This window comes from Janthinobacterium sp. GW822-FHT07A03, from assembly GCF_058798815.1.
Genome location: NZ_JBXAKW010000015.1, coordinates 40,345 through 60,836 on the forward strand (window position 1 = coordinate 40,345; position 20,492 = coordinate 60,836).

The window sequence follows — 20,492 nt, forward strand, 5'->3', positions numbered from 1 at the left end:
ATACCCAAGGTGAGGCTCAATATGCCAGCTAGTTTGAGAAAAGGAGACACGCCAACGTCATGATCATGATGATCAGCCAAGGCGATGAAGGTCTAACGGCGCACCTGCGGGATGCCCCAACCGAGCTGTTATTCAGCTCAACCATTTTTCGACAGGGAGCCCGATCGAAACTCCGTCCAGTTTTATGCCGGCCGTCGGCAATCATTGTGATTGTTGGCTGGCATCACCAACAGCGGACTGTGTTGTCTACGGATTGGACTGCGTGGTGACATGCAGCTCACATCGCATCCGTTTCTGTTCGTCATCAGTTCGTAATCAATTCGTATGGACTGCCTCACTTAAAACTACTCCTGCAGTTGGAGCTCTGTCAACGATGTAGCCGATTGCAGACCCATCCCTGAAGACAAATACATCCATACCGTTGAGCATCTCATACCAATGCCAAGCACGGCTGACGTTACGGAGAAGCTGGATGGGGGCAGTTTGTTGCTGCTTGTCGAGCATTGTTTTTCCCGGAAGGATTGTCGTGTGAGAAGGATGAGCAAACATCGAATGCCTAGCCGTATAACCTGGCTGTTTAACCTGTTTGACTACAGCGCTAACCATATCACTCCTTTCTAAAAATATATTTGATTGGCACCTGTTCCCTTTTCAAGGCCCTCTCAAGATGCCCCCGGCCAATCCAGATAGAAGGGGTTTTCCTTGTCGGTGGTCGGCGTTCCTCTGGGAGATTTTCAAGACATGCAAAGTCATCCACCAGCTCAATGGCACATTGACATGCTGAAATCAGCCATCCCTGATATTACTCAGTAATATCGTCTAACTCTTTGATTTAATAAAGATTTTATCGAAACGGAATAGCGATAAGCCAGAACAGAGATTGCAAACGGACATAGGCCATGGATTACCATACTGCCCCGCATGGCAGCATTGAGTAGCTGCGTCTTATTGAGGAAGCCTGCCTCGTCGTTGTTTGTTACAAGGAAATGTGCCTTTGAACGTTGATATACCGCCTAAAGGACGGGGGATTCCTACAGCGCCGCGCAATGATTTTCGGATTGCGTCGGTGGGCCCCTGCCTCCGCGAGTGACCTGATTACACCACCTCTCCACAGGCCAACAAGCGCTGTCACCACTCTAAAACATTGATGGTGCCCAATTTATTGGGCTTACAGCAATCGATGCAAAGGAGTGGCGTCTGAGTCTTCCGATCCGTAAGAAGCATTCGAACGGCGCACTATCGTCGTCCTCACACTTTGCCCCCGTTATCCGGAGCACATTGAGCAGCCGCTGACCTGGAACTAGTCATGTCAAGCCTGACAGCTTCGCCGTCGGCCCCCTTAGCCCCGCCCTGAAAGGCGAGGTTTTGCGTGCCACCGATCAAAGTCACATCGCGAGGTAGCTTGCATTACCAGAGATTGATGTTATAAAAGGTCCATACCCACACTGCGACACTTGTGATCGGATAACTCGATGTCACCTACCGATGTCCCGATGCTGCAGTTCAGGAGAGGCTGGTTCCTCAACAGTGGCCGCTATCTGGCTGCAACCACTTTTCTGATGACCTCCTACGCTATTTTTTTAGGAATACCAATAAAATCAATGGGTTACGTAGTATTACTGAGTAATATTGGAGGAGCCGGCCGTTGAACGGTCGCAGCCTCTGTCACCGTTGTAGGGAAAGTGTCGTTTGCCACACAGAACCGTAACCGTCGGCACGCTGCAGCAGTCGGCAATGTCTTTGCCCCATGCCTTACAAAGTCGCGGCGCTGGCAAGGCCTGATTGAATGTTGAAATTGCCCGTCATACAGATGGGGATTCGACCTTTGTGCACGCCCTGCGGACGGCACCGCCGCTATCCCCATGTCGCCGGCACGAAAACCTAATGCGGTCTTCTTTCGCCTCAGGTAGGCGCGCTGGAAGCCGAACCGGTGGCGCAAGACATCGCCCGGTGCAAGTGACGTGCAGGATTGGCACGTGTGTACCGTGCCCACGCAAGCAGCATCCAGCGCATGCGTCTTGACCAGGCCGAGCCAGCTGCGGTTCCACTTCGTGCTCCCGCCGCTTCGCGTCTGAATCGAAAAAATGGTCTTTTACAGCGTCACCAGCAGCGCTCGCGTAGCTTGACGGCGGCCGCATCGCGCATCGGCGTTCTCACTTACAGCAGGATGCGTGTCAGCCTCGCCGGGGTATTCGCCAAGAAGCCCCGGATGTTCCGCGCGGCCTTGTAACTGGTGCAGAGTCTGCACGCTAGTGGCAAGTTGCTCACATGGTTCGAGCCACCGACGGCGCGTGCATGAATGTGTTCTATCTGCAGCGGGTCGACGGTTGTGTCGTAATTGGCGCAGATGTGCCCAAATTTTCCGAGCGGGTACTCGCGCACTCATAGTCGGCAAGCAAACCTGCTGATAGGCGACGCCGCTGATGTACAGATTTTGCAGCATTTGCATATCGAAGCACACCAATTCCTGATCCAGGTGCGCGACCGTTGCCAGGCCTGGTCGTATCGATGGATGGCCGTAGCCAGCCCGTCGGTCTGTTGCGGTTGTTGAACTGTTGTGCGCGGTAGCGAAGATTGTCCCGGCGCCGAACCCGCACAGGCCGTGCAGGGTATCACGGATGGCAGTAACACTGCTTCACCAGCTCGAGCAGGAACTGGATGGTTCTGCCGCGCCGCTGATGTCAACGGCGGCGTCGATACGGCAGAGCCCCAGGCCGGTGGTTTTTCTGCAGGAGTCAAGCAACAAGTGCAGGGGCGACCAGACGTTCGTTTCGTGAAGACGCTCGACGAGCCGGATACAGAACAGAAACAGCCTGCGGATCCGCGTACGGCAGCAGGCGATGCGGTTCTCTTCTCGCTTCGGTGTACACGGCATCAAGGGCTGCTGCCGCTTATCCAGAACAAATACAGCCACCTTGAGTCTTTTGTGACGTCGCCACGAAAACCCGTGGCGGTTTGCGCTTGCACGCATTCTGACGGAGGCAGCAGATTTACTACCTCGCTCTCCTCAAGAATGTTGCAAACCGGTATCGGGCGGGACAGGATGAAGCATCCCGGCCACGGTATTGCACATCCACGCAACGTAGTACTCGAGAGCTTTAGTCCCCAGGTACTTTCTTAGGACAACCTGAATTCTCGAGGTATCCTCCTTTCAAGCTACGCCCTTCTGGGTAAGGTAGTTGAGAACGAATAAGATCGTTGTCTTCGGCAATTGTGAGATACACCTCCACACCTTTATCCTATCTGATGGGGAAAGTGCAGGACTACATGGCCATTAAACATGATCGAGCAGCGTGAATGCAAGGACATGGCGATCTCTGGCCTCAAGAGCTTAGCTCCCCGTAAAAGCTCCCTTTAAAAAGCAATGTTTTGAAGCTGAGAGTACATCTGTAGATATGTCTTCGAACAAACAACAGGACAGCCAGCACAACAGGGTAAAGAACATCTGGTTAGCGTGGCACCAAGTCACATGGGGCCGAGTAGCCTGAGTGCCTTCTGTTGTGCCGCGTGGACTAGAACCACAAGAGAATACGAAGACTTGATGGTGGATCTGTAACAGCAGACTGGGCAAGTCATCCACCACGATGCCGTTGACGTCTAGCCAGGTGAAACACAAAGAAACTTTCCCAGTCCAACGCCAGGTTGTCAGCACACTATCGGAACGACTCTAGTGGTCTCGCCGCTTCTATTCTAGCCAGACAGCAGACAGCGGAGTAGTCAAACTACTGACCGACTTGTCGGGATACCATATTGATGTCCTGAGTCTACATTCCGTATGTGGGGCGTCAGGCATTGATTGTTGCAGTATTTACGGCCAGCTCATCAGCGAAGACTGCTGCTCAACCGGCGGTGGATGATATTGTGGCGATACCCTGACAGCCACGAAACCTACATGCAGGCCACGGCCTAAATAATCAAGAAACCGTTTTTGTATGCCAATCAATGCTTTAGCGTGAAGAACTTAGAAAAGACGATACCAGCCAACCATCGCCGGCACGTCTCGAAAGCGATTTTCCTGCCAAGTTACCCACGCCGGTATTGGGGGAGCTTTATCAGGGACTGCTTTCGAGAGTCCCTGATAAAGCTCCCCCTTTAATGGATAAAACAGATCAGGTTCTTATTAGTTATCTGCGTAACACCATCTCTACAGCTTCAGGTAAAGCTAAATACACTTAGAAATCCATTGGCGGCCAACATGCAACGGTTTCAGGAAGGATAAGAAGTGATACTAGAACATGAAAATAATGTCCGCAGTTAATCTGTATTCGTAACACATAGCGATGACCTGAAATTGACTCCCTGCTATATCTCACCTTAGAAGAAAAACCATGTTTCTAGAATAAGAGTGCTGTGACGGAAATGCACCTGGCACGTTGTACGGGATGAAACGAGATGTTAGATAAAGCCATTCTCCGAGAGTGGTCCCTGTTTAACCTCACCATTCGCGTCATGGCTAGTTTTTTACCTAGACAAAAAGAGTCCGCAGATGATCCAGGATGCGCAGTTGTTGCGTCACAATCCACAGCACTCCTTGAGGCTGAAATTAGACATGCTTTGCCTTCGAAATCTGTAGACGTTGAATTGAGCGAAACTGGTACTGGCCTAGCGCAGTAACGAGCAATTTTTATGCGATGCTTGCCATGGTTGGAAAAGATACGAGTAAGCGAGTGGTGGATTGGATGGTTGGCTTCAGCTAGCTACACCAACAACATCAGATGAATGCCGTTCTCTTAATACGGGTGGATATCGAAAACGCGACAAGTATGATCTGTCAGCGCTTTACTCCACCAAAGTATCGTGATATGAGCAATCAACTTCCAAAAAAAGGCCTGGAAACCCCAGGCCTTTGACGTATAACAGATCAAGTTATTACTCAGTAATACACTATAAGTCTTTGATTTAATTAAATTTATTAAATTACTCGACTACTTCATCAGCCATTTTTCTTAGCATTTCGTCAATTCTTTGGTGCACCATTGCAGCATCGATCGACCGGTCCGAAATACGTACGATGATGTCGCGGTCCTTCGCCTGTGTCAAATACCGTGGCGCGCCTGATGAAGAAGGGATCAGATGCTTCTGTGCCCGGGGAGGGCGGCTGGCAGCGTTAATCTGTTGTGTGACCCACACTTGTATCGATCCTTGGTCCGCCCCCTCCTTGAGGCGCTGGATGGCCTTCAGGATCACGTGGTGGTGGGTAGGATAGGTCTCCCAAAGTGAATTGATCACCTTTGCTGCATGGGCGCCAAATAGGCCAGGCTCTTCATCGAGCAGGCTGAGTACTTCGGTAGGCAGATTCAACATTGCCAGCCCATTGGAGACTTTTGCCTGGGAACATAGGAACATCGCTGCAACGGCCTTTTGCGTGGTCGCATATTCCTTGCTCATGGCCTTGCGGAACATCAGTGCTTCTTCATATTCGGTCGGCGGTGCGCCGGTGTTGTCCACCATGACATCCAACTCGGCTTCACGATCCGTCCGCGAAACAACCAGGACGCGTGCCTGCTTCCAGCCGATATTAATGGCAGCCTTCTTGCGGGTCTGACCTTTGATGATCTCGTAGCGGCCGTTAGGCATCTGCCGTGCCGTGATTGGGGTGCTTTGTCCGGCGCTCAGGAACGACTGTGAAATTTCATCGATACGTTCCGGGTCATATTTCAACCGGGTTTGAAATGGGCTGTCATCAAGTAAATCCAGATCAATCAGCTTTTCCACGCCAAGTACATTGACCGGCGCTACAACCGCTGGGGCGCTGGCAGGCTGAGCGTTGTAGGCCATTTCAGTTGGCTGGTTTTGGCCAATCTCTGCGGCTGGGGCATCGGCTGGCGTATCAAATGCGGTCGATGCGGTAATGCCGGCCTGCGGCACCAGGCGGCCCGACTGGATCAGGCCGGATACTTTCAATGGTTTTCTGCTCATAATTTTTCCTGCCCTGGTAATGTGGTGCCCGCCAAGCGCAGACCATATAGTTTGATAAGCGACTTGGTTAAGTCGATGATGTCGCGTGCGCCCCCGCTGTTGGGTTCTTTCTCCAGCACGGGGCCATTGCTGCTGATGTTGTCGGGATCCGATTCGCGTAAGAAACCGACAAAATCACGGATGATGGTGTCGTTGATCTTGCCAGGGAATTTCGGCAGCAGCTTCGATAGCTGATACTGGTGCGGTGTTTTGGAGGTATTGAACTGGTTCACCACGATGTGCACGTCCAGATGAATTCCTTGCCGTCCAAAAGCGGCATTGATCTCCTGTACGTTCGATGCCAGTACGTCGAGCGCCGCAATGGCCTGTCCTTCAGCCGTTACCACGGTCAGAAGGGTCTTGCAGGCCACCATGAACGTTGTGGCCAGGACGGATGTTCCTGGTGCGGAATCAATGATGATGACGTCATACTGGCTGAAAAACTCGATCTCGGCTTCTAGCAAGCGCGTAAATGCCTGTTCCCGGTTCATGGCGCCCATCAGCCAGGACTCATCGACCATGGTGATGTCGCTTGGGATCAGATCCAGCATGCCATCAGGATAGATCGAACGGATCGCCTTTTCTGGATGCGCACGCTGACCTTGCGAGGTGCGTTTCATCAGCTCGCCAATGTGCGTAATTTCTTCGTCAAGCCAGTTGATGCCGTACAGGCTCGTCAGCGATGACTGTGGATCACCATCAATCAGCAGCACTCGGTAGCCTGACAAGGCGATGCAGCTGGCGACGTTACCACAAATGGTGGTTTTGCCGACACCGCCCTTGGCCATGCGCGTGTCGATCACCGGGGGCAGTGTCAAAGGGCGTTTGGTATCTGGAGGAATATTCAGAAGTCCGAAACGGATAGCGCGAATTTCAGCGGCACTGTAGAGCTTGTGCTTGTTGTCTGCTTGTTCACGATACCGTGTGCGAAACGTTTTTGGCGTACCGGTGAAGCCGCTCAATTCCATCGCTAGTTTCTGCTTGACACCTTCAAATGCGCGCATGTGGATCCCGTGGTGATGATTATTTCAATGATGATAGCGGGTTTCAATGTACTTTTCAATCGAACTTTTCCAAATAAAGGGAGATTGACGAAAATAAAGTCTATCGGCAAGTTAAAAGGAATAGTCTCTTTCAAAAGCCCGGATGTGATTTTTTGGGTTGCATCAAGGCAAAATTTGCAAATCGGAGCGTATCAAGAAGTTATCGGTATTCATAGAATGTAATTTTATTGCATTAATTTTAATAATTTACATGGAGAGGATGAAGGTGTGTCATAGGTGAGCCTTAACAGGGACCCCTTTGACAGCAGGTAGGTTGGTATTTCAATCATTCAATGCGTAATCTCGTGATCCTTTTATACAAGGGGGAGCTTTTACAGGGAGTATTAAGAGCTGAGGTCGCTAATGAGTGAGCTTTTACAGGGACATCTAATCATGTCATGTGAGTGAACATGCTTGGATTTGATGAGAAAGTACGCGTGTGAGTCGTTGTTGAAGTGGTTTACGTGCATCACATTGGTTCGAAGCATGATGATATGAACATCTAGCAAGTATATGAATTGCACTATTGCAACTTATAGGAAATATTTGGAAAAAATATTGGTGTGCGCTCCCTGTAATCCCTCACCTTTAGTGTGTCGCATGCGTTGCCGAGTCGATGAGAATATGAACTTTACGCATGACTATATGCTGCACTGTAAATTCAACGTGACGAAACAGGAGCTTTTACAGGGACTGATGTTTATATGTCGCGTGTCTTTGTTTATTTGTTAATCAATTGCTTAATTAATAAATGAAAAGTGCGTATCCCTGCAGAAATGATGCTCATTTGTCAATCTACTGGTGATCTCTTTTTGCTATTCACCTATGGTGAGCTTCTACGGGAACAATGAATGAGGTGATTGCTCTCGATCTATCATTTGTTAAAGAAACACTTTTCGAGTAGTAAGGTGGAGTGTAAATTGGTTGCTGAAACTAAAAACTGTTCCGTATCACGACGTTGTGATCCAGTAATCTGGCTTTGAAGACGCTATATTGTTCACGATATACTTATAAAGTTAGTATGTTTGCTTGGATTGCATGACTGATCTTTCTCATGAAATGCTGTAATTACCCATTGGGAAGTGAAATATATTGTTTTTTTCTAAAATATTCTTATTTTTTGGTACTGGATTCTGCGTTAAACCTTCATTGGAACATTTTTTTTGCTTGAGAGGTTTTTTGATAAAGAACCCTTTTAAAACCTTAAATACAAATTAAGCTCGCGTAGACCGAGCATTCATGCGGCTTTCCGAGGGATTCGGTGAGCTTGATCGGGGACAGGGGTGAGGCTGTACGGGGAGTTCGGTGAGTCGGTTCAGGGAGTGAATGTTTTTAAGGTGAGACTATACGGGTAGTGAGGGGAGGGGATACGGTGACTGTAGACCCTTCAGGTGAGCTTACACAGGGACAGTGCGTAAATGGAAATGGGGATAACTATTTTCCAGGCTGTTGTGCCGGGTATAGCTTGATGTGGTGTGTGCTGTGTTTATGTGGTTCCTGTGTCGGGCGTATCTGGTTGGTGTTGGTTTCCCGGGGTCGTGACAGTGGGGTCGCTAATTCTTAGGTGAGCTTTTACGGGGAGTTGTTTTCCTGATCAACAGGTTACGTATGAGTTGATGTTGGTGATGGTTCTCTGGGGAGCTTCCACAGGGAGTGTTTTTGGTAGTACAGGCTATTTGTGGTGGAACGCAGGCGTGCTATGGTCAGTAGGTGCCATTTTTATACGGAATAGGTCAAATCGGTGCGGTGACAGGGGATGGAGGGCGCTGTGCTGCGTTTGCTGCGTCGATAGGTGAGACTGCACAGGGAGTGCGCAGCATGTGGAGACCGATATGGCCATGCTATGGACAGCTTGCAGCTTTCGCGGTTGCGGCTTGGGAAAGTACTCTGGGCCGCCAGCCATGCGGTTTTGGCGTTGTTTGCTGGTTCCGGCGTTGCGAATCCAGGTGAGCTTGCACGGGGAGTTTGCCACTTAATGGCTCTAATTCGAAACGTGCAGCCCCTGTTTTAAGGTGAAATATTTTTCAGAAAAAAATCACTTATTTTGGTGAAATTTCATGTGCGAGCATGCAAAGGTGAGTCAATTCGCGTTATAGTTCGCACCATGTAAAGGCGAGTATGGGCATGTGGAGCCATGCTTTCTCGATGAAAGAGGATCGGCGTGGCAACGAGAAAACCCAAGGCAGCCAAGAATGGCGAACTGACATCCCCGTCGATGGAGTTTCGCAAGACGAATGATGCGATCGGTCTGCGCGTGCGGGAAGGCAAGATGTCTTTGCTCACCCGTAAGGTGTTCAACGTCATGATGTACCACGCCCAGCAGTTGAAGGTCACGGGCGTCAATTCGCCGATCGATACGCCGGCGTCAAAAAAATACTTCTGGATTCGCTTGGCAGATCTGGCCCGCGATGCTGCGTATGACAGTAAGGACACCGAGTTCTTGAAGGCCCAGCTTGAAGAGATGCAGAACATCAAGCTGCTGATGGAAAATGACCGCCAGTGGACGTCCGAGCGCCTGGTCGCTTCGGTCACGCTGGTCAATCCGATGGGCTTAAAAAAGCATTCCGGGCAAGTTTGGTTTGGTTTTGCGTTTCCGCCGGAAGTGCATGAGCTGGTCATGGCCCCGGGAACTTACACGCGGTTCAGCATTTTCTACCAGGGTTTGCTGCGTTCCGGTTCGTCGCTCGCACTGTACGAAATTTGCCGCCGCTATGCCACCAATCCATCCAAGGTCACGTTGATCGAGACGTATGAACACTGGTATGGTGCGCTGACCGGCAATCCTGTGTCCGAGGATGCGCCACCGCCGCAGTATAAATATTTCAAGCGCGATGTCATTCGCCCTGCGATGGCGGAGATCAATGCCCTTACCGATATCCAGGTCGAGCTGATCGAGCACCGCGTGGGCCGGCGCGTCGAGCGCTTGCAGTTTCGCGTCGAGCATACCAAGCAGCCGCAGCTTGGCTTTGCGGCGCCGCCTGTTATCGATTTGGAATTGATGGGCAGCATTATGAAATTTGGCCTGACCCAGGTCGATGCGGCCGATGTCATGGCGCAGCATGGCGATGACAAGATCCGCAGCGCCGTGGCCTTCGTGCAGGCGCGGATTGATCATAAGAGCAGTGCACCATTGGATTCTCCGGCTGCGTATTTCCGCTGGACGATGAAGCAGGGGGCCGATGCCGCGAAAAACCTGCAGCTCAAGAGCAACGCGGCAAAAAATAGCGTTGCCAAGAAAGACAGCGGCACGACGGTATTGGAGAAATTTCTCGCGGCGCGGGCCCAGGACGCGTATGACTTGTACAACGAACTCGATAACGCCGACCGCAGCGCCATTTTCGAGCGCTTCAAGGATCAGAATACGAACACGGCTGTCAATCTGGACCGCGGCGTCGAGAATGTTCTGGCACGCTCGCTGTTTACCAACTGGTACGCCCAGGAGCTCTGGGGTGAACCTACCATTGAGGCACTGGCCGCCTTCGTCGAGCAGTTCAGCCTGGCACCCCGCTAGCTGCGGGTGCAGGATCTGCTGCGGCGCCAGCTTCGCTGTCGTGCTTCGGCATGCCAGGACAAGAAAATACTGTGGGCTCTAGGCGCCTGACAAGTCAATGGTGATGCCGCGAATGAGTGCCGCGCGCAGCTGCGCTGCATGCTGGTCCCGGAATGCAGCCGGCACTGTGCCTGGATCAGCAGTTTGCACCGCGAGCTGATTGCCTTGCAGTGTGGCGCGTAGCAGAGGCACGCCGGCCGATGCCAATAACGTTCCCGACAGCATTTGTACCGGCAGGGCAGGTTGCCGTAGCACCTGGTCGGCAGCCGCCGCGGCGTGGTGGTTCGAAGGATTCAATGGCAATGAGCGCAAATAGTCGACCGCTTTTGTAAGGGCGCTTTCCAGCTCGGCGATACGTTGTTCTGCCGTTGGATTAATCGGTGGCATCGTGGCAGCTTTCAGAAGAGGGTGGTGGAGCATCGTTCAGATCGTTGCTAGACGTCGATTCTACCGTGCTTTGCTGTAGCCCGGAACGGCGGCACCATGCCGCATGGGCATGCGAAAAGCGCCTGGCAAACTCTAGTCTGGAGTAGCCCATGTATTCCCGCACGGCCTCTAGGCCCAGTCCATCCTCGAGCAGGCTGGCGCCATAGGAGTTGCGCAACGTTTGCGGGCTGACCCGTTCGCCGCCAGCCATTGTCCCGAGGTCAGCCAGCAGTTTTTTCGCACCGACGAACGCACGTGCATAATCGACCGGATGTTCCTTGTCCGAGGGCGCGCCGGGAAACATCAATCCTTTGCTATCGCTCAACGCCAGCCATCGGTCAATTGCCGGCCAGGCGGCCGGATGCACCAGGGCCCGGTGCGACGTCATGGTACCGCATTGTGGCGCAAGGATAAACCGTTCGCGTCCATGCCCTACACAATTAACTGAGGTTATGTTTGCTTGTCCAGGCTTGAATCCGGCACCCAGCATCAACGCACACATCGCCTTGGCGCGGATGCGTACCAGGCTCTCCTGGTCTAGCGGATCGCTGGTATCGCATAGCAGGTCAAACACGCGCGCGCGCTCAGCAGGCAGCAGAAAAGGCATCGGTTTTTCGTCGGCAGGTGGTGTTGCTGGGCGAAAGGTCGCTTCGGTCGGATTGACGAGATCAGGATCAGCTTGCTGCAGGGCAGCGTACGCGCGCCGCAGCAGCAGCGCATAGCGCTGGCGCGCTTCGACGCGCTTGCACACATGGGCCTGATCCAGGAAGTGACGGATATCTTGTTCATCGGCCTGTACGACACTTTTGCCGCGGAATGTTCGCAGGTGGGCAATGAAGATCGCCCACATTGACGTGTAGACCGCAATGGTTTTTGCGCTGAAGTTGTGGCCTTCCTCGTACGCGTCTTTTTCAAGCCAGCAGTGAAAGGCTGCCTTGGGATCGGTGGCCCATAGGAGGCTCTTTATGTAGACGGTGTTGGCCGCGCGCGAGCGCGGTGATCTGTTTGTCATAAGTTAACCTCAGTTAATTGCGCTAACGAAAGGTATTGTATTCTATTTTCATTGTTTGGCAGGGTTGAAGGCCATGCTTGTCGCGTCGAAGAGGGTTCTGCGAGTTGTTGGGTGTGTGAGAGTACAGGGGCCGGTTTGCGGGACGGAGTATGCGCTTTCGCTTCTGGGGGGGATAGCGCGGCGTAGTGTGTCGCGATATGCGGCTGGTACATTGGCAGGTAAAGAGATGCACTTCATCAGCTTCCCCAATAAGATGAATAACCCTTGATGTTGCTGCTGTCGCGCCTGATTAGCCCAGGCGGATGCATCATCATCGGAATGATCACTGTAGCGCGGACAGGCGATGTATGGTGTATCTGCACGCATGCCGGAGCGCATAGCGTGCGCTTTTGGTAGGACGCCATATTGTCTACAGCCGCATTCCTGTCGCGCCATAGGCACATGCTGGCGACTATGGCGAAGTGCGATGCTGATCCAAAAGCCCGCTGAAAACGTGACGCTATTGGCCACTGGCGGGAGCAATTGCGGGGCATGATGCTCTCAGCTGAATGATCAGGAGATTCACATGGACGCCGCCTATGTTGCCGCATCAATTGATATGATTAAACGCGTGATGTTCGGGCAGACGTACAAGCAGGTTGGCGAAGCGTATACCTTGAAGCGGACGGCGATACAGCACCGAGTCCGACTCATTGCGCGCGACCTACAATCCATCGTCGGCGTGGTCGATGTGCCCGATCATGCCATTCCTACGGCGCGTATGCTGCGCGCCAATCGCAACGCCTACCTCGAGGCGCTGGGGCATTACACGCCAGAGCGCGCTTACCACTCGCGCATGAAGAAATGCGCGGTACCAGACGAGCAAGTCGATGCGCTTGCGCAGCAGATTCGGCGGCACAGCCGAAATGCGCACCGCGATGTCGCGCTGCTGATGATCCTGTTCTCCACCGCGGCGAAGCCCTTGGAAATCGCCAGACTGGAAGTACGTGACTATCTTGCGCCGGATGGATCGGTGCGCGCACAATCGATCATTCGGGCAGAGGTTGCCATCAATGGCACGCAGAGGCCTGTGTTTTTCTGCTGCGATGCGGTGAATATGGCCATTGACCAGTACCTTGCCCAAAGGATCTCGAAACACCAGGGAATCGGCGACGCGGATCATTTCCGCGGGCTGGCTCCTTTCTCGAAGCTTTTTCTGCGCCCGGATGGCGAAAACATGCGGATCGTACAAAAGAAGACCAGCACCGGAATGCAATACTTGTGCAGCGATATTCTACTTGCCTATAAACGCATCTTTAGCTTTGGGCCTTTCGTCGGCATCACAGCGATGAGTGCGCGCCGAACGATCGCACAGAAGCTCGATACGCGTGGCGTTGGCTCCGCAGCCATCGGAACACTGCTGGGCGTCAGCGAGCGAGCGACGGTTAAGCGCTTGCTCGTGGCGGGCAACAACCGGACCAGTCTCAGCACAACCGTACGACATCGCACCGCTCTTGGGCAACATGCCTGACGGAATCTATGTGGACACTACCATCTATCTGGTGAGAGGGCGGCGTATGAATGCCAACGCCACCGAACTGCAGCAGGCCCTGGCCGAGCTGCACGGCACCTCCGAGCGGCCACGTTGCCTGTGTATGCCTGGTGGCGTCGACATGTACATTACAAAGATAGATCACTGCTTACTCAAGCGCATGCCCGGCACCGGCCACAAGCACCATCCGTCCTGCAAATCGTTTGAGCCGCAATACAGTGACTCAGGGCTGGGTGAATTGATGGGTGAAGCGGTGTTCGACAATGGCGACGCGCTCACCGAGATCGACGTCAATTTCCCTCTCAAAAAGAGCTGCGGGATAGCAAGACACCCGGAAAAGAAGATGGAACAGGTCGATGTGAATGTGGAAAAAAGGAAGATGTCGCTGCGCGCCGTCATGCATTATCTCTTTGACTGGGCCGGTTTCAATCGATGGTTACCGGCAATGGAAGGCAAGCGCAACCAGGCCGTCATCCATAAATACCTCATGCAGGTGGCGGACAGTACCAGGATCAAGGGGACGGTACTCTCGGAGCATTTGTACGTGCCAGAGCCATTTAACGAACAGCGTAAAACCGAGATCGCCGAAAGGCGCCGCAACAAAATCGCTTCCCTCACCAGTCATGTTGACGGGGGATTAACCCGTCTAGGGATCATCCTTGGTGAATTCAAAGGCGTCGCAGATTCGGCAAACGGCAAAAAAGTCTCCATCAAACACATGTCGGACATGCCGCTGTTCATTGACGAAAAGTCCTGGAAGAAAATAGAACACACCTTCGAGGCGTCATTTTTGATGAAGGATGCCGATCCTGAGGCAGCATTGCGCATTGTCCTGTGCGCACTGATCTATCCAAAGACTGAAGCGGCGTTCCTCATCCATGCGGCAAGTATCATGACGACGACCGCAAACTGGATCCCCGTTGAGGATGCCCATGAGGCGCAGCTCGTACATGTACTCACCAGCGCACGCCGGCACTTTATGAAGCCGCTGGCATATGACAGTAGGCATGCCGCACGCTTCGCCACAGCGCTGCTGCTCGATGCAGGGCCCATGCCCATCCCTTTGCATACCATCAGCACCTTCTGGAGCGAGAAAGCCAAAGCCGAGAAGGCCGCGCACCTGCAAGAGACTCCCGGCACATGGGTATGGATCTCCGGCCAGCCTATGCCGCCGCTGCCCAAGCAGCTCCAAGCCTCACACCCGGCGCCCTCTTCAACGTAGCGACCACACAGAAAACCGCCGATTAGTGATTGGCGAGTGAATACTTACATCGATTCGTCAAACTCCCGGCAAAAAAAGTCCGCGTCAGGATACTTCTCGTCGAACATGATCCTTTCCGCTACTGGAATTGCAAGGCGTCTGGTGCAAAAATAAGCTTGCATGTGTTTGAGAGTCGGTCTCACGTTGCTCCGGTGCATGTCCATCGTGGGCGCGTGACCGGATCCTGCTGCACCGTTGCAGCACGCGTAGCTATCGTTGCCCGCCATGCTCATCGGGTACGACAACAGGCACCGGCCAAGGCGCGCCTGCGTTCAGACTGGCCGCAGATGCGGCATAACTGCCGGTTCCAGTGTTCGGCACGGCGTAGTCTCTCCGTGTATGCCATAGCACTCGCCTCCCTTTTTCATGCAGCGGCCAGCAAGCCGCCGCAACCGGCTTTGCACAGCCATCCATCAGTGAACCGTGCAAATAAACAGGGAAGCTGAGATGAGCACCATGGCATTTGGCAGCGGTGTTGAGCCTGGCGAAGTGGGGCTTGACGATGAACGCTCGCATGAGGAGTGTCCCGGATGCGGCCATGAATGGGAACGCCTACATTACTGAGAAACTCCCAACTCCGAATGGCACACTGATTGTGATTACCCTTGTCATTGACTGGTGCGGCGCCGGCATCATTGCGCAGGAGGTAAGCGTTACATCCCGGTGGCGACCTGGTCCAGTTGGACGGGGAGCCAGCACCATCTAAGCAGTTACAAACCTAGGGCAAGCGCACTGAAACCATCGCTTTCGCTTACCAGAAAGAGCCAGTGCTGTTGGATGAGGGCGCCGGCGCCATAGTCGACAGGAAGTTGTGCAAGTGTGGCGTAGGCATTGAACAGGGCGGACGCTTTACTGGCGGCCACAATCGGTTTTGATTCAGCTTGGTCTTCATCAAAAGCAGCCAAATGTAGGCCAACCCTACAAACACGGGTAGTTATCTATCGGCGATGTTCACGGCACACTTCCTGAACAGCAGTTGCCTAGCTTGCCAGTCCTCATTGCACCATGCTTCGCCATAGCAAATATTCCCAACGTTTTTCCTGAAAGTTTTCCATGACCGACAAAAAAAATGACAACCCGCGCGCCGCGCTATTTCGGGATCAACCATTCCGCTGGTTTCTCAGCGGAGCCGCGTTATCCATGCTGGGCGACCAGTTCTCACTGATTGCTCTGCCATGGTTGGTACTCAAGATGACAGGCGATCCGTTTGCTGTTGGCACGGTACTGGCACTGACAGCATTACCGCGCGCGATTTTCATGCTGATTGGCGGTGCGCTGACCGATCGCTATTCACCGAAGCGCGTACTGATGTGGACCAAATACATCAATATGTTCTTGCTGCTTATCCTGGCCGGTTTGTTGCAGAATGGCAGCCTGACCTTGTCGATGGTGTACGTACTGGCCGTTGCGATCGGCATAGCTACCGCTTTCAGCATCCCAGCGGCGACCGCGATTTTCCCCCACATTGTCAAGCGCGAACAGTTGCAGGTCGCGAACAGCATTTTGATGAGCTTGCGTCAACTGACCATGCTGGTTGGCCCCATCCTGGCGGGCATACTAATCGCACAGATGGGCGACGCCAAGGCAAGCAGTACGGGTGACGCCAAAGGTATGGCGCTGGCATTTGTCTGCGATGCCGTTAGTTTCTTGTTGTCGGCCTGGACCTTGGCTCGCGTCAACGTCCGTTGGCAGCCACAGCCGGTAGGACCGAATGGTCATCCAAATGTCTTCAAGCTGGTCGGAGAGGGGCTACGGTTTTGCTGGAACGACGTCAGCCTGCGCACCAGCTTTCTATACTTCGCGGCGATCGCATTTTTCATTGGCGGCCCCATGCAGGTAGCCCTGCCTGTCATTGCCAATCAAATGGACCACGGTGCGGCAGCGTTCGGTTGGTTGATGGGCGCGCATGGTGCTGGCACCCTAGCGGGCATGATTATTTCTGGCATCAATCCAAACGTACGCTTTGGTAGCCTGGGTTTGACCATTTTGCTTACAGACTGCCTGGTTGGCGCATTGTTCATGCCGATGGGCCTGATCCATGCGAGCTGGCAGGGCGCGGTGTTGCTGCTGCTGATCGGCATGCTGGGCGGTTTTATCCAGATCGCTGTCTTTACCTGGACCCAGCGCCGCGTACCACCTGCCCTGATGGGGCGCGCCATGAGCTTGTTCATGTTCATTTTCATGGGCATCGGCCCAATCTCGGCCGCCATCACTGGCTGGGCCATGCGCGGCATGAGCCTGCCCCAGGTCTTTGCCATCAGCGGCGCGTTGCTGATCATCGTGGCGTTGGCAGCACTGGTTTTCTCTCCGATGCGTTCCATTTCGGATACCCGTTCCCTGTCCTGAGTCCAGTTGCCGCCACGCCAGGGGCGTGGTGTGCGGCCGATGTTGTCAAGTGTTCTAGAGAGCTTGCATATGAAAAGAAACTACATTGGGTTTGCGAACTCCTTCCATGACTCTGCCATGGCCATCGTGGACGAGCAAGGAAACGTGCTATTTGCCGAGGCGACAGAGCGTTATCTGCAGTGCAAGCGCTCCATCGGCGTGACGCCGGATCTCTTCAAGCGGGCCGCCGATCTGATCAAGCAGTATTGCGACCCTACCGCCGAAATCGTGTTCGCCTTCAGCTGGAGCGATCAGACGTCTGAGCTGATGCGGCGAGGCCTAGCCAGCACGGCCCAGAGCGCCGAGCAATATATGAGCGCTTTCGGCGAGCTTTCGCCGCTGGTACAGCGCCAACTGGCGGGACAGAATTTCTTTTTTCGCTCCCAGCTGGCAATGACGGCGCATCCTGGCCATTTGCTTGAGTATGAACTGAGCCAAAGTGATGCCTGGGCAGGACAAACCGTGCGTCGACGCTATTTCGACCATCACCTAACCCACGCCGCTGCAGGCTGCTATAGCAGCGGATTCGACAGCGCGCTGTGCGCTGTACTTGACGGCTTCGGCGAGCACGGCTCGTTCGCCTGCTTTCAGTACAGCGGCGGCCGGATCACCGAGATCGAACAAGAACGCCATGGGGGTTGGGCAAGTCTCGGTTTGTTCTATGGGATGATTTGCGAGGCGTGCGGCTTCGGCAGCATGTCGGGCGAAGAGTGGAAGGTAATGGGGCTGGCGCCATATGGCAGCCATAATCCGGAACTATACGCCTTACTGCGAGAAATGATCAGCGTCAATGGGTTGCAGATTGAATTTGCGCCTGCCGCCCGAATGGCGCAGCTACAGCAAAAACTATACAGCATGCGCCGCCAGCCGAAGCAGGCGGCAATCGAGTATGCAGATCTGGCGCATGCGGGTCAGAAAGTGTTCAGCGAAGTACTATTCGAATTCCTCAGCAATCTACATGGCACCGGTTTTTCCAACAAGCTGGTACTGGGCGGAGGCTGTGCGCTCAATTCATCGGCCAACGGAAAGGTACTGGCCAATACACCGTTCACTCAGCTGCATGTCTTTTCCGCGCCAGGCGATGACGGCAACGCGGTTGGCGCAGCCTTGCTGGCCTATTACGAAGATCACCCACAAGCACAGCCTCGTTCGGACTTTCTTTCCCCTTATTTGGGGACGGCCATGGATCCAGAGATACTCGGGAATGTGATGCGTTTTGGTGGCATTAACAAGCTGGTGCAGTGCAATGGCGACGCTCCGCGCCGTGCTGCGCAACTTCTGGCCGCCGGCAAGATCATCGGCTGGGTACAGGGACGTGCCGAATTTGGCCCGCGCGCCTTGGGTAACCGCTCGATCCTGGCCGACCCGCGCCGCGCCTCGGTCAAGGAGACGATCAACGCACGCGTCAAGTTCCGCGAAGAATTCCGTCCCTTTGCGCCGTCCATCCTGCATGAACATGGTCCCGTCTTTTTTGAGGATTATCAGGAGTCGCCCTACATGGAACGCACCCTGACTTTTCGCCATAGCGTGATCGAACGCGTGCCTGGCGTGGTGCACGAAGACCGCACCGGTCGCCTGCAGACGGTCAAGCGCGAATGGAATCCCCGCTATCACGCACTGATCAGTGAATTCCACCGGCTGACCGATATTCCCCTTGTGCTCAATACCAGCTTCAACGTGATGGGCAAGCCGATCGCGCATTCCGTGGAGGATGCGTTAGCCGTATTTTTCACCAGTGGCCTCGATGCCATGTTCATCGATGACGTGCTGATCGAAAAATAACCCCGGCGGGCCAGCAGCCCGCCATCACGCAACCTGAGGTGCCAGCCCAGTTGGCACGCTCGCCACTTGGATACCGCATGAAAGCGATACTTTTCCCCGGCCAGGGAGCCCAGTTCAAGGGCATGGGCAAGGGCCTGTTTGAAGCTTATCCGCAAGAAACCGCACTGGCCTCGGAGATTCTTGGCTATCCGATCGATGACCTGTGCTTGCACGACAGGGACAATCTCCTGCGCCAGACCGCCTATACGCAGCCGGCATTGTTCATCGTCAATGCCCTGGCGTACTACACGCTCAGGGACGATGTCGCCACCCCCCTGCGGGCCGATTTCGTGGCCGGCCACAGCTTGGGCGAATATAACGCGCTGCTGGCCGCAGGCGTCTTCGACTTCGGCACCGGCGTGCGCTTGGTCAAGATGCGCGGCGAGTTGATGGGGGGCGCGGCGCCCGGCGGGATGGCCGTCGTGCTGGGCCTGGCAGCCGGCAAGGTGACGCAGTTGCTGCGCGATCAACATATCGGCAGCATCGACCTGGCCAACTTCAACACACCAACCCAGTTCGTGATTGCCGGGCCATTGGCCGATATCGAGCGCGCCACTGCCCTGTTCGCCCGCGAGGGTGTGCAATGCATACCGCTCAATGTCAGCGCTCCGTTCCACTCGCGCTACATGAAAGAAGTACAACGCCAGTATGCGCGGTACCTGGAACAATTCGCGTTCCAGTCGCCGCGGCTGACGGTCATCGCCAATGCCACCGCGCGCCCTTATCCGGACGGCGGGGTGGCGCGCCTGCTGAGCGAGCAGATCTCCAACTCCGTGCTGTGGAGCGACAGCATTCGCTACTTGCAGCGCCAGGGCGTCACCGAATACCAGGAAATCGGCGCCACGTTTCTCGGCAAGATGGTCAGGGAAATTGAGCAGACTGCACGTTGAATAACTGTCCCGGTGGCGCTAGCACCACCGGGATACGGCTTTCCCCACCTCCGACTGGAATGACAATCATGGAAATGAATACGCAATGGGTCCCCAAGGACAGCTCTCCCATTTTGCTGGGCAATCCTTCGTTGAGCCTGTTTCAAAAAGTCCTGCTGACGACGGATGGTTCCGTTACCGAATTGCTGGTGCTCTATGCGGGCCAGCCCATCCGTGCGCGCAAGATCGAACAGGCATTGCGGCACGGTACCGCGCCGGCCGCGCTGGCTTGCCCGCCGAATTCGCCTTTGCTGCATCGCAAGATCATGCTGGTCGATGAGCAGACCAGCTATGTATATGCCGAATCGGTCTTTGTCTTCGAGCGGCTGTCGCGCTCCATCCAGCATCGGCTGCTGGAAACAGAAGCGCCGATCGGCCTGTTGTGGCGCGAGGAAAAATGCGAGATGTACCGCGAAATCATCGATTCCCGCCTGGAACAGTGTGCCGATGCGGCAGCGCATTTCAGCTTGCCGCCCAGCACGCCCCTGTTGTCGCGCACCTATGTGCTGTATCAGCAGTCGCGCCCAATGGGCATCATCACGGAAAAATTTCCACTCGATAGTTTTCAATAAACAT

Annotated in this window: 16 protein-coding genes; 8 read left to right on the forward strand and 8 right to left on the reverse strand. The window is 54.1% G+C overall.

Features of this window, described 5'->3' with window-relative positions; all coding sequences use genetic code 11:
• Positions 1-2,157: 2,157 nt before the first annotated feature.
• The 3 genes from AC1RJW_RS28230 to AC1RJW_RS28240 are packed head-to-tail and all read right to left on the reverse strand — an operon-like array spanning position 2,158 to position 2,971.
• Complete coding sequence (locus tag AC1RJW_RS28230) at positions 2,158-2,382, reverse strand: HNH endonuclease (protein ID WP_493047858.1); 225 nt, start codon at positions 2,380-2,382, stop codon at positions 2,158-2,160.
• The gene (locus tag AC1RJW_RS28235; protein ID WP_493047859.1) at positions 2,307-2,597 is read right to left on the reverse strand and encodes an RRXRR domain-containing protein; all 291 of its coding nucleotides are present in this window, start codon (positions 2,595-2,597) and stop codon (positions 2,307-2,309) included. The genes AC1RJW_RS28230 and AC1RJW_RS28235 overlap by 76 nt, the downstream gene beginning before the upstream one ends.
• Positions 2,598-2,635: 38 nt before the next feature.
• Complete coding sequence (locus AC1RJW_RS28240) at positions 2,636-2,971, reverse strand: RRXRR domain-containing protein (protein ID WP_493047860.1); 336 nt, start codon at positions 2,969-2,971, stop codon at positions 2,636-2,638.
• A 1,421-nt stretch (positions 2,972-4,392) separates the two neighbouring features.
• Here AC1RJW_RS28240 and AC1RJW_RS28245 point away from each other — a divergent pair.
• Positions 4,393-4,614 carry a hypothetical protein gene (locus tag AC1RJW_RS28245; protein ID WP_493047861.1) on the forward strand — a complete coding sequence of 74 codons (222 nt, stop codon included), beginning with the start codon at positions 4,393-4,395 and terminating at the stop codon, positions 4,612-4,614.
• 303 nt (positions 4,615-4,917) lie between these two features.
• On the opposite strand, the gene AC1RJW_RS28250 is transcribed toward AC1RJW_RS28245, so the two are convergent.
• The gene (locus tag AC1RJW_RS28250) at positions 4,918-5,919 is read right to left on the reverse strand and encodes a ParB/RepB/Spo0J family partition protein (RefSeq protein ID WP_493047862.1); all 1,002 of its coding nucleotides are present in this window, start codon (positions 5,917-5,919) and stop codon (positions 4,918-4,920) included.
• Positions 5,916-6,962 (reverse strand): ParA family protein, encoded by a 1,047-nt coding sequence (locus AC1RJW_RS28255; protein ID WP_082654459.1) that lies wholly within the window; start codon positions 6,960-6,962, stop codon positions 5,916-5,918. Before AC1RJW_RS28255 ends, AC1RJW_RS28250 begins: the two co-directional genes overlap by 4 nt.
• Positions 6,963-9,162: 2,200 nt before the next feature.
• On the opposite strand from AC1RJW_RS28255, the gene AC1RJW_RS28260 reads away from it, so the two are divergent.
• The gene (locus AC1RJW_RS28260; protein ID WP_493047865.1) at positions 9,163-10,512 is read left to right on the forward strand and encodes a RepB family plasmid replication initiator protein; all 1,350 of its coding nucleotides are present in this window, start codon (positions 9,163-9,165) and stop codon (positions 10,510-10,512) included.
• Between the two features lie 78 nt (positions 10,513-10,590).
• Here the strand turns inward: AC1RJW_RS28260 and AC1RJW_RS28265 are convergent, their stop codons facing one another.
• Positions 10,591-10,938: a hypothetical protein gene (locus AC1RJW_RS28265; protein ID WP_493047866.1), complete on the reverse strand. Its 348-nt coding sequence runs from the start codon at positions 10,936-10,938 to the stop codon at positions 10,591-10,593.
• Positions 10,925-11,989 (reverse strand): tyrosine-type recombinase/integrase, encoded by a 1,065-nt coding sequence (locus AC1RJW_RS28270; protein ID WP_493047867.1) that lies wholly within the window; start codon positions 11,987-11,989, stop codon positions 10,925-10,927. The genes AC1RJW_RS28265 and AC1RJW_RS28270 overlap by 14 nt, the downstream gene beginning before the upstream one ends.
• 565 nt (positions 11,990-12,554) lie before the next feature.
• Here AC1RJW_RS28270 and AC1RJW_RS28275 point away from each other — a divergent pair.
• Both AC1RJW_RS28275 and AC1RJW_RS28280 read left to right on the forward strand, forming a co-directional pair.
• A complete protein-coding gene (locus AC1RJW_RS28275) occupies positions 12,555-13,499 on the forward strand; it encodes a hypothetical protein (protein ID WP_493047868.1) in 945 nt (314 codons plus the stop codon).
• 10 nt (positions 13,500-13,509) lie between these two features.
• On the forward strand, positions 13,510-14,742 hold the full coding sequence (locus AC1RJW_RS28280; protein ID WP_493047869.1) for a DUF1173 family protein: 1,233 nt from the start codon (positions 13,510-13,512) through the stop codon (positions 14,740-14,742).
• A 749-nt stretch (positions 14,743-15,491) separates the two neighbouring features.
• Here AC1RJW_RS28280 and AC1RJW_RS28285 read toward each other — a convergent pair.
• The gene (locus tag AC1RJW_RS28285) at positions 15,492-15,686 is read right to left on the reverse strand and encodes a hypothetical protein (RefSeq protein WP_493047871.1); all 195 of its coding nucleotides are present in this window, start codon (positions 15,684-15,686) and stop codon (positions 15,492-15,494) included.
• Positions 15,687-15,834: 148 nt separating this feature from the next.
• On the opposite strand from AC1RJW_RS28285, the gene AC1RJW_RS28290 reads away from it, so the two are divergent.
• From AC1RJW_RS28290 to AC1RJW_RS28305, 4 genes are all read left to right on the forward strand, one after another.
• Positions 15,835-17,127 carry an MFS transporter gene (locus AC1RJW_RS28290; protein ID WP_493047873.1) on the forward strand — a complete coding sequence of 431 codons (1,293 nt, stop codon included), beginning with the start codon at positions 15,835-15,837 and terminating at the stop codon, positions 17,125-17,127.
• A 69-nt stretch (positions 17,128-17,196) separates the two neighbouring features.
• On the forward strand, positions 17,197-18,948 hold the full coding sequence (locus AC1RJW_RS28295; RefSeq protein WP_493047874.1) for a carbamoyltransferase family protein: 1,752 nt from the start codon (positions 17,197-17,199) through the stop codon (positions 18,946-18,948).
• A 77-nt stretch (positions 18,949-19,025) separates the two neighbouring features.
• Positions 19,026-19,877 carry an ACP S-malonyltransferase gene (gene fabD / locus AC1RJW_RS28300; protein WP_493047875.1) on the forward strand — a complete coding sequence of 284 codons (852 nt, stop codon included), beginning with the start codon at positions 19,026-19,028 and terminating at the stop codon, positions 19,875-19,877.
• Positions 19,878-19,945: 68 nt separating this feature from the next.
• Positions 19,946-20,488: a chorismate--pyruvate lyase family protein gene (locus AC1RJW_RS28305; RefSeq protein ID WP_493047876.1), complete on the forward strand. Its 543-nt coding sequence runs from the start codon at positions 19,946-19,948 to the stop codon at positions 20,486-20,488.
• Positions 20,489-20,492 lie beyond the last annotated feature (4 nt).

Excerpts from the sequence above, each read along its gene's own strand:
- AC1RJW_RS28250 (WP_493047862.1), bottom strand. The coding sequence starts at position 5,919 with ATGAGCAGAAAACCATTGAAAGTATCCGGCCTGATCCAGTCGGGCCGC.
- AC1RJW_RS28270 (WP_493047867.1), bottom strand. The coding sequence starts at position 11,989 with ATGACAAACAGATCACCGCGCTCGCGCGCGGCCAACACCGTCTACATA.
- AC1RJW_RS28265 (WP_493047866.1), bottom strand. The coding sequence starts at position 10,938 with ATGCCACCGATTAATCCAACGGCAGAACAACGTATCGCCGAGCTGGAA.
- AC1RJW_RS28245 (WP_493047861.1), top strand. The coding sequence starts at position 4,393 with ATGTTAGATAAAGCCATTCTCCGAGAGTGGTCCCTGTTTAACCTCACC.
- fabD (WP_493047875.1), top strand. The coding sequence starts at position 19,026 with ATGAAAGCGATACTTTTCCCCGGCCAGGGAGCCCAGTTCAAGGGCATG.
- AC1RJW_RS28275 (WP_493047868.1), top strand. The coding sequence starts at position 12,555 with ATGGACGCCGCCTATGTTGCCGCATCAATTGATATGATTAAACGCGTG.
- AC1RJW_RS28240 (WP_493047860.1), bottom strand. The coding sequence starts at position 2,971 with ATGCGTGCAAGCGCAAACCGCCACGGGTTTTCGTGGCGACGTCACAAA.
- AC1RJW_RS28295 (WP_493047874.1), top strand. The coding sequence starts at position 17,197 with ATGAAAAGAAACTACATTGGGTTTGCGAACTCCTTCCATGACTCTGCC.
- AC1RJW_RS28255 (WP_082654459.1), bottom strand. The coding sequence starts at position 6,962 with ATGCGCGCATTTGAAGGTGTCAAGCAGAAACTAGCGATGGAATTGAGC.
- AC1RJW_RS28305 (WP_493047876.1), top strand. The coding sequence starts at position 19,946 with ATGGAAATGAATACGCAATGGGTCCCCAAGGACAGCTCTCCCATTTTG.
- AC1RJW_RS28290 (WP_493047873.1), top strand. The coding sequence starts at position 15,835 with ATGACCGACAAAAAAAATGACAACCCGCGCGCCGCGCTATTTCGGGAT.